This window comes from Oleidesulfovibrio vietnamensis, from assembly GCF_055388115.1.
Genome location: NZ_AP042419.1, coordinates 2,546,294 through 2,559,444, shown reverse-complemented (window position 1 = coordinate 2,559,444; position 13,151 = coordinate 2,546,294). Strand labels below are relative to the sequence as shown.

Here is a 13,151-nt window from a genome sequence, read left to right as displayed (position 1 = left end):
GAGATGGTTCCGTGCGTTACCGCAACATGACCATGCTTCTGGAAGACCTTGAGCGCCACGGGCAGCTTATCCGTGTGGATGCCGAGGTGGACCCGTACCTTGAAATTGCCGCCATCCAGCGCCGTGCGTATCGCGCGGGCGCACCGGCAATGCTGTTTACCCGTGTGAAAGGCACGCGTTTTCCCATGGTTGCCAACCTGTTCGGCACCATGGACCGCACGCGGTTCATTTTCCGCTCTTCGCTGCGTGCGCTGGAAGGACTGTTCCGGCTCAAGGTTGATCCGTTCGACTTTTTCAAACATCCCTGGCGCTATGCCGGGGTTCCCCGTGCGCTTTTCAGCGCCATGCCGCGCACGGTGAAAAAAGGTTCTGTTTTTGAAAACACCGCTGCCGTCAGCGAACTGCCGCAGCTTGTCTCGTGGCCGCGTGACGGCGGCGGGTATGTGACGCTGCCGCAGGTGTATACAGAAAGCCCCGAGCATCCGGGGTACAAACATTCCAATATGGGAATGTACCGCGTGCAGCTTACCGGCCCGCACTATGAAAAAGACAGGGAAGTGGGGCTGCACTACCAGATACACCGGGGCATTGGGTACCACCACGCGCAGGCACTGCGTGTGGGCGAGTCGCTGAAAGTCAATATCTTTGTGGGTGGCCCCCCGGCCATGACTCTGGCCGCGGTGATGCCTCTGCCCGATGATATTCCTGAAGTGGTTTTTGCCGGTGCGCTGGCCGGGTTCCGTATTCCCATGGTGCGGCGCGGGGGTGACCTGCCCGTGCTGGCAGACGCCGATTTCTGCATCAGCGGCACCATAATGCCGTATCAGAAGCCGGAAGGGCCTTTCGGGGATCATCTGGGGTATTACAGTCTGGAGCACGATTTTCCCGTGCTGCGCGTGGATAATGTCTGGCACCGTAACGGCGCTGTCTGGCCGTTTACCACTGTGGGACGCCCCCCGCAGGAAGATACCGTTTTCGGCGATTTTATCCACGAGCTGACTGCGGCCATGGTGCCGCAGGTGTTCAGCGGGGTGCACGAGATACAGGCGGTTGACGCCGCGGGTGTGCATCCGCTGTTGCTGGCCATAGGCAGCGAACGTTATGTACCCTGGGCCAGCGAACGCCAGCCGCAGGAACTTATCACATCGGGCATGGCGCTGCTGGGCAACACCCAGACCTCGCTTTCCAAGTATGTGATGATCACCGCGCGCGAAGACGCTCCCGCGCTGACAACTCATGACTACGACGGGTTCTTCAAGCATATGCTGGAGCGTACCGACTTTGGCCGTGACCTGCATTTTATCACGCGTACCACGATAGATACGCTGGATTACACCGGTATCAGCCTTAATCAGGGTTCCAAACTTGTCTGGACAGCCTGTGGCGAGAAAAAGCGCGCCCTTGCCCACCATCTGCCTGCGGATCTTACTCTGCCTGCGGGGTTTGGTGATGCGCGGCTGTTCGGGCGGGGTATTGTGGTGCTCAGAGGACCGGCGCATACGGCAGCGCGTGACGAACATGACGAGGCCATGTTCCGGCTTGCCGAGCACCTCGGCGGTATCGGCGGGCTGGAAGGAACACCGCTTTTTGTGGTGGCGGACGATGCCGCTTTTACGGCAGAGGACTGGACGAACTTCCTGTGGGTCACGTTCACCCGCTCTGATCCCGCAACGGATATGTACGGTGCAGGCGCCTTTACCCATTGCAAGCACTGGGGATGCCGCGGGCCGCTCATCATTGACGCCCGGCTGAAATCGTTCCATGCCCCTGCGCTGGAGACAGACCCTGATGTGGAACGCAGGGTGGACGAACTGGGTGCCCCCGGGGGGCCGCTGCACGGATTTGTGTAAGGCGTTTACATACGAAACAAAAGGACGGGAGTACGCTCAGGTACTCCCGTCTGTTTTTTAGCAAATGCCTGCGTCCGCAGCGGAACCGTTATGCTGCGGCCTGCAGAACGCTCAGGCTGCCGGCTGCGCTGCGGCCTGATCAATGACCCAGCTCAGCCTGCCGGCAGCGGGGGCGATGTGCTGTATGGGCAGGAGGCGTGGTTCCAGCAGGTTGAGCGCTTTTGCCAGCACCGGATGTTTCGCGTGACCGCTGGCCATGACAATGACATCGCGGGCATTGTTGATGACCGGCAGGGTCAGGGTCAGACGCGTGCTGTGCAGCGAGGGTACATACTGGTCAATGACCAGTTTTTCGCGCTCCTCCAGTCCGGTGGAGTGCGGAAAAAGCGATGCCGTATGACCATCGGCGCCTGTTCCCAGCAGCACGCAGTCAAAGCGGGGCAGCTCACCCGCTGACAGCCCGAACTGCCTGCGCAGCAGTTCTTCATATGCCTGTGCGGCAATTTCCGGCTGTGCTTCTCCTTTCATACGGTAGAATTTTGTGGCGTCCACCTTATGCAGCAGCTCGTCGCGGGCCACACGGTAGTTGCTCTGCTCGTGGTCGGGGTGGACGCAGCGTTCGTCCACCCAGTATACGCTGACTTTATTCCACGGAATGCGGTCTGCGTATTCCTGCCCGGCAAGCAGCCGGAACAGCGGCACCGGCGTGCTGCCGCCGGAAAGCGCTATGGTGAAGGCATCGTGCGCGGCCACTGCCGCGGCGCAGCGTTCTATTATAAGCTCCGCCGCCTGCCGTGCCATGGCATCGGGGTCGGGTGTGATATACAGCGAAAGATGCGAAACCAATGTCATGATGTAACCCCCATGGTGATTTACGACGTAATCCGTGGCGGCATGTGCCGTCCGGAGCCGTACGTCGTGTGCCATGGTGCCACACCCTGCGTTGTTTTGGAATAGAGCAGATGCATCCGGTGCAAAGGCGCAGCGCCGGTGGGGCTGCTAGGCGCTGAAAGCATTGACGGTGCGGCTGCAGATTCTGTCCAGCAGCGCGGCATCGTGGCTGATGACCAGCATGCCTATATTCCGCTCTGCGGCTGTTTCCAGCACGCTTTTCCAGATGGTTGCCTGCGTCAGGGCATCCAGCATGGATGTCATTTCATCGCACAGCAGATAGCGTGTACGCCTGTCCAGCGCCCGTGCAAGGCAGACCCGTTGCAGTTCGCCGCCGGAAAGTTCATGCGGATACCGTGCAAGCCACGCACCGGCTATGCCCAGCCTTTCAAGCAGGCGGGGCTGGGGGGGGCCCGCCTCGGCCAGAATGTCACGTATCTGCCAGCGGGGATTCACAGCCAGTTCCGGATGCTGGAAAAGCAGCTGGACGGGATTGAAGTTCCCGCGGACATACCTTTCTCCGTCAACGGAAACCGAGCCTTCCTGCGGTGTCAGGTAACTGCTCAGAACTCTGGCCAGTGTGGACTTGCCGCGCCCGCTCGGTCCGGGCAGCCCCACTCTTTCTCCAGCGGCGACGGTTATGTCCAGCCCGCGGAAAAGCCAGTTTTCGCGGCGGTTGTAGCGGAAGCCCAATCCGCGGCCTTCAAGCATTCCAGCACCTCACTTTACCGCCGGACAGCGGCGTCAGTTCCGGCAGGGTTTCGCGGCAGCTGCCGTTGCTGCGCAGGCATGCCCCGCTGAAAGGGCAACCGCCGTTCTGCGGGGCTGTTTCCGGTTGCGGTACCGCCTGAGTGAATCCGTTACGGGGCAGCGATTCCCACAGGGTGCGGGAGTAGGGGTGACGCAGTGAACCGTTGCCGTTGAAGTCCGAGGCCCGGGCCTCTTCCACGGTCACACCGCCGCAGAAGACGGTTACGCTGTCCGCCACACTCAGGGCGGCTTCGATGTCGTGTGTAATCAATATGACAGCCTTGCCCGTATCGGCCAGACTGCGCAGGTGGCCCAGTGTTTCACGGGCGGTAAGCGGATCAAGCCCGTTTGTGGGTTCGTCTGCAATGAGCAGGCTGGCCGACCCTATGGTGGCTGTGGCTGTCAGCACGCGCCGTGTCATACCGCCGGAAAGCTGAAATGGAAACCAGCCCAGGGTCCGGCGCGGCAGTCCGTAACGTTGCAGGGCCTGCTGTGCGGAGCTGCGTGCCTCTGCCGCGGACATGCCTCCGCAGATGCCGGCTCTGGCTACCTGAACCCCGACTTTGAGCAGCGGGTTGAGAAAGCTGACCGACTGCGGGATGAGTGCGATTTCCTTGCCGCGTAGTGAGCGGATGCTGCGGGGCGTGAGCCTGCGGCCGTTGTAGAACATGTCGCCGGAGCAGGTTGCGTTGGCGGGCAGAATGCCCAGCACCGCATGGGCCAGCAGGCTTTTGCCGGCGCCCGACTGTCCCACCACGGCTGCGATGGTGCCTGCCTGTACCGTAAGATCAAGGCTGCGTATGGCAGGCACACTGTGGCGTCTGAGTCCGGCGGAGTAAGTACTGAATTCTACGGAGAGATTGCGTATTTCCAGCATGGCCGCTCCCTGTTTATTCTCTGCATGTGCGCGGGTCGAGCAGCGCACGTATGTTGGATCCCAGAATGTCAAATGTCTTTACCGTGATGACCAGCGTGAGTCCGGGCGCCACGGCAAGCCACCATAATCCCATGGAAAGATAGCGCATGGATTCTGCCAGCAGTACGCCGATGGCCGGAGTATGCGGCGACATGCCGAAGCCCAGAAATGTCAGGGCAGCGGCATGCAGGATGGCATGCGGAAACAGAAGCAGCAGGCCGATGATGAACTGGGGTATGACATGCGGCAGCATATGTCTGCGGGCAATGAACATGCGGCTTTTACCCAGCTGGTGCGACAGCATGACGTATTCGGAGGACTGCAGCTGCATGACCTCGGCGCGGATGACACGTGTCAGCGACGGCCAGTGCGACGCCGCCACGGCGATGATCACACCTTTTGCTCCGCCTCCGCAGGCGAATGATATAAGGATGAGCAGCACCAGATGCGGTGTGGCCATGGCTACGTCCACCAGCCATGTGACAACGGCATCCACCGTTTTGCCCATGGTGGCTGCTGCCAGCCCCAGCACCAGCGCCACAACGGCGGAACAGGCCGCGGCGGAAAGCCCCACGAAAAGACTGATGCGCAGTCCCTTGAGTGTCCTTGCAAACATGTCCCGTCCCAGCCAGTCCGTGCCGAAGGGATGACTGAAGTCCGGCGGCAGTTTGCGCAGCGTAAGGCGGGTCACCTCGCCCGAATCGCCGTACAGCCATGCACCCGCAAACACCGCGGCAAACAGGGCGGTGCAGGCGGCAATGGTCATTATGGTGCGGGTTCGTCTGTCTGTGGCCAGTGCCGCCATGTTACCGGTCTCCTTTGCGGGCATTGCGCCGCATGCGCGGGTCTACGATCATATACAGCAGGTCGGCCACCGTGTTGCCGGTAAAGACAAATACCGTGCTGAAAATGACCAGCCCCAGCAGCAGGGGCACATCCCCCCTGAATCCGGCTTCCACTGTGGCTTTGCCCAGCCCCGGATAGGCGAAGACCTGTTCTGCCAGCACGGCCCCCCCGAACAGTTCGCCCAGTGAAGCAAACTGCAGTGTTACGGCGGGCAGGGCCACATTGCGCAGCGTGCGGCAGAAAACAATGGCCAGAGGGCGTTCTCCCTGCGCCATGGCAAAAAGGGCGTGTTCGCTGCGCATGACGTCGATGGTCTTTTCACGCGTATGCAGGGCTATCTGTGCCACTCCGATGAGTGAAAGCGTGACAGCAGGCAGGATGAGATGATGTATGCGCTGCATCAGGCTGACGTCGTGTGCGGCCATGCCGGCGGGCCATGCCCCGTGTACCGGCGTCCAGCCCAGATGCACGGAGAAAAAGGTAAGCAGCACCATGCCGACCCAGAACGTGGGAGTGGACGCCATGAGGTAGGCATAGAAGCTGATGGTTTTGTCCAGCGGACTTGCGGGATAGGCCCCCGCCAGCAGCCCCAGAGTGAATCCGAGCACGCCGGACACCGTCCAGGCGGCGAACATGAGCCAGAAGGATGTGGTGAAGCGCTTGACGATGACGGTAAGTACCGGCTCGTTGAAAATGGTTGAAGTGCCGAAGTCGCCCTGCAGCAGATTGGCCGCCCAGCGGGTGAACCGCTCCACCGGCGGCTGGTCCAGCCCCCAGCGCTGTGCTATGACCTCGCGCTGTTCCGGAGACACCTTGAGAATGGACGGCCCCAGATAGGCGTCTATGGGGTCGACCGGGGAAAAGCTGACCAGTACAAACGACAGGGTTGCCACAGAGACCAGCAGCAGCGCCAGCCGGACGGCTTTTGCAGCGGCAAAGCGTGCCAGCCGGCCTGCTGCGGAGGATAATACAGACCGGCGGAGCGGCGCAGGCTCTTCCGCCGGTCTGTTATCAGCGCTTAATCGCACGTCCATGTCCATTCAACAATGTTGGCTGTGATGGGCCAGCCGTGACCGTGGGGTTCCATCTGCGATGTACCCACATCAAGGCATTTGTTGACAAAGTAGGTGTGATCGAGGTTGACCATCCACGCCCATGCGGCATCGCCGGGCACGGTGAAGCCGGTGGTGCCGTCCCACTGGGCTTTCTGCCAGTGAGGTATGGAAGCTTCAAAGGATTCTGCCGAACGGGCATTTTCCAGATGGCTGTCCACGACGGGGTTGGAATAGAATCCGGCGTTCCAGTACATGGGGTCAGGACCGGGGGTGTGGTAGAGCTTGTACATTTCGAGCGGGCTGTGGTCGCCGAAACCGTATACGACCACCTGAGAATGGGTCAGCCGGGTTTTGATGCGGTCCCAGTTTTCACCTTTGGGCACGGCATGTATGCCCACGGGGCGCAGCATGTCGCTGGCTGCCAGCGCCAGCCCCTGACGCAGCGAGTCCTTGGCGTTGTAGATAATGGTGAACTCAGCCTTGCGTCCGTTCTTTTCGCGTATGCCGTCACCGTCGGTGTCTTTCCAGCCCGCGGCTTCCAGAATGGCCCGCGCTTTTTCCGGATCGTTGTCGGCAAAGCGCACTGCGGGATTGTCCCACGGCAGATCGTCCACCACGCCGTAAGCCGGCCTGCCGAAGCCGTCCAGCACGCCTGCGACAAGCGCCTGCCTGTCCAGAGCGTAGTTCACGGCTTTGCGTATGGCGATGTCCGCTGTCACATCATTGCCTATCGGAGCACCCGAAGGCGTGGTGCGCCCTTCATCAGGCACAACGGGAAACATGAGCCCGCGGTTGTCCACGCTTTTGACAACATGCAGCCGCATGCCGCCGATATCCTGCGCCGCCAGATTGGAAGGAACGCCGAGCACGTCCACCTGCCCCGCACGGGCTGCCGCCAGAGCGGCGTCTTCGTCGGCAAAGAGAAAGACAAGCTTTTTAATCTGCGGCTTATGGCCGTAATACCGTTCGTTGGCTTCCACCACCAGCTGCTGCCCCTCATCCCAGCGCACCAGCTTGTAAGGGCCCGACCCGACGGGGGTGCGTCCGTATGCGGGGCCGTACTGCGTGCGGGGCACTATGCCCAGCGTCACAAGGTGCTGTACAAATGTGATGTCCGGCTGCGAAAGGTGCAGCTTTACCGTGCGGCTGTCAGTTGCTTCGGCTTTGACAAGGGGCGAAAGATCAATTTTGCCTCCTGCTTCAAGCCCTTTGTTGTAGGTAAATGCCACATCCTCAGCTGTCAGAGGAGTGCCGTCGGAAAATTGCACATCATCGCGTATGGTGATGGTCCAGACTTTTTTGTCGGCGGAAAGTTGCCGTTTTGTGGCCAGATCGGGAACAATGTTCAGGGTTGCGTCACGTTTGAACAATGTGCTGTGAAAAAGCGGGTTGCCGTAGTTGCCCCAGCCCAGAAGCGGGTCATAACCTTCGGTATTTTCGCCGCCCACGGCGAGTATGAGAGTGTCTTTCTGTGCTAGAGCCGGAAAGGCCCCGATGACAAGCAGCAGCAGAACAACGCCTGCAAATCCGGCCCTGCGGGCAAATGTGTGCATGGAATTCATGGCTCCTCCGTGTATATTTTACTAATGGAGTAGCCTTGTGTGCCACTTAAGTCAAAAAGATATTACTAAAAAACTGGTGTTGTATACATAAATTGTCATTGAGCACACAACCACCGGCAAGGATGCCTCAGATGGATAGCTTTCGGGGGGGCGGGATATGGTGCAGCCTTCTTTTTGCACGTCAGGTGCGGTGTCATGCAGGGCACGCAGCCGTTAAAAAAGGGCCCGGAGGCCCTTGTGATATGCGGCTGCCGCTCAGCCGATGCGTTCTACGGACGCGTAATGCGGTTCATGCAGGGGGATGATGATGTCCGCCATCTCTTTGACCCGCATCATGATGTCATAGGCGCGTTCCGGACTGGTGCAGGTGCCGGGGGGAATGACATCCATTTCCATGGCTTTTACCGCCGCAGGCGGGTTCAGGTTTTCTTCGATGACGCAGAACCCCGTGATGGCGACAGACCCCTGAGCCGTCTGCACGACAATGGTCATGCCGCCTTCGGTATGGGCAGGCGTATGCACCGCACGTATGCCGGGCACAATCTCTTTTTCGGCTTCGCTGATAACGCGCAGCTGACCGTTTTCTTCCACTTCCTCTATGTAATCCTCAAGGTACCGGAAATCCAGCGGGTGCGGATTGTGAATATGTTCCAGCTCTTTTTCGTGAACCCATATTTCCGCGTTCACGCATTTGGAATCGTTTTCGCAATGGTCGTTATGCAGGTGCGTGTGTATGACGACGCCTATGTCTTCGGGAGTGAGTCCGTGCCGGGCCAGCCCTTCTTCCAGAGTGACAATGGGGCCGCCCAGTGCTTTTTCCCTGTCTGCCGACTTGATGGGGTGCATTTCTCCGGTATCGATGAGCATGGGCCTGTCGCCGCCCTTTATCAGCCAGCTGTATATGGGAATGGTGTACGGGGTGCCGTAATTCTGCTGATAGGTCATCATCCCTTTGTCGAACACTTTTGAGCCGACAACCATCGGGTGAATAGTATAGTTCATTGTATGGCTCCTTTACGGAATGGCCTGATGCATGAAGTGATATAAAGCGGGGGCGGTCCTTCCGCAGCAGTATGCATCCGGCGCCCACCCGGTAACAATAATCACCGTATGCCCGTCTGCAAGTAATAAAGGCGGCACGCGGCTTCAGCGCCGGGGCTTTCTGCCGCCGGCGGCACGGACGGTTTTGCCGGGTATGAACGTGGCCCGTAGAAATTCCGGATGGAAGAAAAACAGCGGATTACGCACGATGGCGTCGGGCAGAATGTGATACCAGCGGTAACCGCGCTCCTTGAAGTAACGCACGGCCTGCACACGGTAGCCAGTCTCCCGCGCGGCCAGCAGCGCGGCATCGCGCTGACAGCGCGAAGAAGAAACCGGACGCAGCAGGCGCGGGTTGAATCCGTAACGTGCCAGCATGGCACGCACCCGTTTGAATTCACGGAAGCGTGAAAATGCGTCGGCCTGACATAGCACGACCCCCCACAGGAAGAGCGCGGCCAGCAGAGTCAGCACCCATGCGGGTCCCCACAAGGCAAGCCACTGCCACAGGCGGGGCTGGGTCTCGGCCATCTGGGCAAGGCTGCCGGCCTGTGCCATCAGCGCTCTGGCTTCGGCTCCGGTTACGGCGGCCAGCAGGGTCACTTTGACACTTGTCAGGTGCGGAAAAGGGGCAGCCTGAACATATCGCAGTATTTCGGCGGCAAGATTGCGCATCATGGCTGGTGCGTTCTCCTGTCTTTCATGGCTCCGGCCGGGGTGATATTCAGCCCAGAGGGGCTGCCCACCGGCTGCGGGCACGGCACAGTTCTTTCGCGTCGTCCGCGGTGCGTATGCAGTGCAGCACGGTGTGCTCTCCGGTCAGTGCACCTCTGGCGCTGACAATTTCCGTATCGGCAAAGCATTCCGCGCGGAATGATATATCCACGGCGCGCAGCTCGTTTTGCCGGTCACACGGCATACATTCCAGCAGCCATTGCAGATAATGCCCATTGTTTACATGGCCGTTGATATCCAGATCTGCTCTGCGGGTGCGTATGCGCACACCTGCAGCTTCTTCACGCAGTCTGGGCAGGGTGCGCGTTTCAAAAGGGCGGCATGGCGGGTTGTCCTGCGGATAGCCGTCCCTGATGAAATCAGGAAGCGGAACCATGCTTCTGTCCGCAAGATGTATGGTTACCCATGCACTGGTACCTGCGGCCAGCAGTTCTCCATCCTGAGTATACAACTCGTAACAGCGGTAGGCCATGTGTCTTTCATGCGCGGCCGGCCAGGTTACGGCGGTCACTGTTTCTCCTGCCGGAGGAAAGCGGTTTACAGTTATCTGCAGCCGGGCAAGAACCCATGCGAGCTGTTCCGCTCTCAGGCGTTCGGCAGGAAAGCCCAATGTGCGGGCATGGCCGGAGGCGGCTTCCTGAAAATAATCAGCTATGGCCCGTATACCTGCTCTGCCGGTGCTGTCGGCATCGTATGTGCGTACCGGAAACGTTTCCGTGCCGGTGTGTCCTGCAAAAGGGATCATGTGGTCTCTCTGTATGCACCGCATCTGCCTGAAACGGGTGCGGGCGCCGGTGGATTGTTTTTATCCGGCATATCGTGGTTTGCGATGGCGCGCAATGTGCGGCCACCGTCATGCGCTGCGCAGTACGGCCAGAATTTCAAGGCGCGATGCCTGCCAGGCCGGATAGGCCCCTGCGGCCAGTCCCAGCAGAACGGAGCCTGCGCATATGCCGCCGATGAGCAGCGGGTCGTATACAAACGGCAGGCCGGCAAAATAGTAGACAATTGTAATCAGTCCGGCTGACGTAATCACGCCTGCGGCGCCGCCAGCACCGGCCATGATGGCTGATTCCATAAGAAACTGTCCCATGATGTTGCCCCGCGTGGCTCCCACAGAGCGGCGTATGCCTATCTCCAGCCGGCGGGCGCGGACTAGCAGAATCATTATGGACAGAATGCCCAGACTGCCGACGGAAAAAGAAATGCCGGAGGAAAGCAGTCCCAGCGTCCATACGAGATCCAGAGCCTTTTTCTGCAATTGCGTGGCTTCGCGTGCGGTAAGGATGGAAAAGTCGTCATCATTTCCGGAAGTGCCGTGGCGTTGCCGCAGTATCTCCGTGGCGGCTCTGCGTGCGGCGTCTTCCGAAGCGCCGCGTTTCAGGTTCATGAACACGCCCGAAACCCATGTCTGGTTTGACATGCGCCGCATGTAGGTTGTCAGCGGCACAAACACCTGTTCGTCCTGATCGGTACCGGAAAGATCACTGCCTTTTTCGGCCATTATGCCGACTACGGTAAGGTTGGCGCGGTAAAAGAAAACCGTCTGGCCCAGAGCCTGTGCAGGGGAACCGAACAGCCGTTCCGCAATGGTACGGCCCAGCACGATGACTTTAGCCATTTCTTCCACCTCGCGAGAGGTGAAGAACCGGCCCGCATCAATTTCGATATTGCGCACGTCGGTGTACAGCGGCAGGGTGGCCACAAGCTGACACTGCGTGGCCATGCGTCCTTTGCGGATGGGCATGGTGCGGGTGACATAGGGCACGCCTTTTTCTATCTGCGGTACAGAACGTAACAGTGCTTCGGCGTCGCGCAGGGAAAACGTGGTGGTTTCTCCTCTGAAGCGTGCAGAACCGCTTCTGCGGAAGCTGATGGTGCCGGATGCTGCCTGAAACAGGTTGGGCCCCAGTTTTTCTGTTTCTATTTCAGCCTTGCGCACCAGCGATTTGGAAATATGAAGCACGCCGGTAAGCACCATGGCACCCAGAAAAACTCCCAGCATGGCCAGAACTGTACGCATACGGTGGGTGGAAAGCGACTGGCGCGCGATGCGCAGACCGCTGAGCATGCCTGTGGTTCTGCTCATGTTACTGGTTTCCTTTCAGCGCGTGTATGGGGTCCAGTGCGGCCGCGTTGCGTGCGGGCCGCAGGCCGAAAACAAGCCCTACCGCTACGGCCGAGGCCACGCCGATGATAAAGACCTTCCATGAAAGTTCCAGCTCGATGAGGTCGAATCCGGAAAGAATACGGCCCAGCACGATGCCTATGCACAGCCCCAGCAGGCTGCCGATGACGGTCAGTGTCACGGATTCGATGAGAAACTGGAGAACAATGGCGCTGTTGCGGGCTCCCATGGCTTTGCGCAGCCCTATTTCCATCTGGCGCTCGGCAATGGACAGATACAGCAGGTTGGCCAGCACAAAACCTCCCACAACCATGGCGGAAGCAGCGGTGATGCCCAGAAACACCACCAGTCCGCCCTGCAGCATGGCGATGAATTTCATCACTTCATCCGCGGTGATGATGGAAAAGTCGTCGGGGTCGCCGGGACGCAGGTTGTGCAGGTGGCGCAGCAGGCTTTTAAGCCCCTCTTTGTGCTCGTCCATGGCTTCGGCATTGGTGAATTTCACCCGCAGGGCGGGAAAGTGGCGCCTGTCCATATTAAAGCGCTGGGTCAGTGTTGTCAGCGGTACAATAATGCGGTCATCAAGCCGTGCATTGGGGGAACTCGTGCCGCGTTTGCTCAGCACGCCCACCACGGTGAAGGGGATGTTGTTGAGAAACACGGTGCGGCCCAGCGGCGGAACACCGGCAAACAGTTTGTCGCGGGGATCGACACCCAGCAGACATACCCGTGCGCCTCTGTCCACATCGGCCTGAGTGAAGTCGCGACCTTGTGAAAGCGGCCAGTTCCATGCTTCCGCATAGTTTGCCGTTGCCCCGACAATGCGTTCGACTTCGGCGTTGTTGCCGTTTGCTTTGGCCGTGATGCCGCGCTTGGAGCGCATGGGCACCACCAGATAGACACCGGGCAGCATCTGCCGGATACTGCGGGCGTCATGAGGGGTCAGGGTGGTAAGCCGCTGTCCCACTGCACGGTTGAAAATGTCGCCCCCGAAAATCAGGGCGGCATCCGGGCCGAATTCTTTGGTGATTTCGAGCGCTTTTTTTTGTGCACCGTCCACTGCCGCTATGATGACCGTCAGCGAGGCTATGCCCAGTGCAATGGCTGTGACCACAAACGCACTGCGCAGGCGATGCGCCCATACAGCCGTAAAGGCGATATGCTGTATGCGCCACAAAACCCGTGCCGCGTGGATGACGCGCCGGTGCAGCGCCCGTGTCTGCGCCCGTGTCTGCGCCGGCGAATCCGGCGGACCGGACAGCGCCCCTGTGCCCGCCGAGGGAACAGAATCAGACGAACCGGATATGGTGTGCGGGTGTGACTTCACTGTGACGGTGCTCCTTGCAATGCGTTATCATACCCGTAAGCGCCGCGTAA

12 protein-coding genes are annotated in these 13,151 nt (G+C 59.7%); 1 reads left to right on the top strand and 11 read right to left on the bottom strand.

What is annotated here, in order from left to right; all coding sequences use genetic code 11:
* Positions 1 to 11: 11 nt before the first annotated feature.
* Positions 12 to 1,850: a UbiD family decarboxylase gene (locus ACZ5D1_RS11470; protein WP_011367303.1), complete on the top strand. Its 1,839-nt coding sequence runs from the start codon at positions 12 to 14 to the stop codon at positions 1,848 to 1,850.
* A 111-nt stretch (positions 1,851 to 1,961) separates the two neighbouring features.
* Here the strand turns inward: ACZ5D1_RS11470 and pgl are convergent, their stop codons facing one another.
* The 11 genes from pgl to ACZ5D1_RS11415 form a co-directional block, all read right to left on the bottom strand.
* Positions 1,962 to 2,702 (bottom strand): 6-phosphogluconolactonase, encoded by a 741-nt coding sequence (pgl, locus tag ACZ5D1_RS11465; RefSeq protein ID WP_027181482.1) that lies wholly within the window; start codon positions 2,700 to 2,702, stop codon positions 1,962 to 1,964.
* A gap of 147 nt (positions 2,703 to 2,849) precedes the next feature.
* The gene (locus tag ACZ5D1_RS11460; protein WP_011367305.1) at positions 2,850 to 3,452 is read right to left on the bottom strand and encodes an ABC transporter ATP-binding protein; all 603 of its coding nucleotides are present in this window, start codon (positions 3,450 to 3,452) and stop codon (positions 2,850 to 2,852) included.
* Positions 3,445 to 4,368, bottom strand: coding sequence for an ATP-binding cassette domain-containing protein (locus tag ACZ5D1_RS11455; RefSeq protein WP_455696153.1), 924 nt, complete (start codon positions 4,366 to 4,368; stop codon positions 3,445 to 3,447). Before ACZ5D1_RS11455 ends, ACZ5D1_RS11460 begins: the two co-directional genes overlap by 8 nt.
* A gap of 13 nt (positions 4,369 to 4,381) precedes the next feature.
* Complete coding sequence (locus ACZ5D1_RS11450) at positions 4,382 to 5,212, bottom strand: ABC transporter permease (protein ID WP_011367307.1); 831 nt, start codon at positions 5,210 to 5,212, stop codon at positions 4,382 to 4,384.
* 1 nt (position 5,213) lies between these two features.
* A complete protein-coding gene (locus ACZ5D1_RS11445) occupies positions 5,214 to 6,287 on the bottom strand; it encodes an ABC transporter permease (protein WP_211232553.1) in 1,074 nt (357 codons plus the stop codon).
* On the bottom strand, positions 6,272 to 7,870 hold the full coding sequence (locus ACZ5D1_RS11440; protein ID WP_464554930.1) for an ABC transporter substrate-binding protein: 1,599 nt from the start codon (positions 7,868 to 7,870) through the stop codon (positions 6,272 to 6,274). Before ACZ5D1_RS11440 ends, ACZ5D1_RS11445 begins: the two co-directional genes overlap by 16 nt.
* Positions 7,871 to 8,125: 255 nt before the next feature.
* Complete coding sequence (locus ACZ5D1_RS11435) at positions 8,126 to 8,872, bottom strand: N-acyl homoserine lactonase family protein (protein ID WP_464554929.1); 747 nt, start codon at positions 8,870 to 8,872, stop codon at positions 8,126 to 8,128.
* Positions 8,873 to 9,016: 144 nt separating this feature from the next.
* Positions 9,017 to 9,589 carry a hypothetical protein gene (locus ACZ5D1_RS11430; RefSeq protein ID WP_011367311.1) on the bottom strand — a complete coding sequence of 191 codons (573 nt, stop codon included), beginning with the start codon at positions 9,587 to 9,589 and terminating at the stop codon, positions 9,017 to 9,019.
* 46 nt (positions 9,590 to 9,635) lie between these two features.
* Positions 9,636 to 10,391 (bottom strand): acyl-[acyl-carrier-protein] thioesterase, encoded by a 756-nt coding sequence (locus ACZ5D1_RS11425; protein WP_464554927.1) that lies wholly within the window; start codon positions 10,389 to 10,391, stop codon positions 9,636 to 9,638.
* A 108-nt stretch (positions 10,392 to 10,499) separates the two neighbouring features.
* Positions 10,500 to 11,735, bottom strand: a complete 1,236-nt coding sequence (locus tag ACZ5D1_RS11420; protein WP_011367313.1) for an ABC transporter permease — start codon at positions 11,733 to 11,735, stop codon at positions 10,500 to 10,502.
* A 1-nt stretch (position 11,736) separates the two neighbouring features.
* A complete protein-coding gene (locus ACZ5D1_RS11415; protein ID WP_027181476.1) occupies positions 11,737 to 13,101 on the bottom strand; it encodes an ABC transporter permease in 1,365 nt (454 codons plus the stop codon).
* Between the last annotated feature and the right edge of the window lie 50 nt (positions 13,102 to 13,151).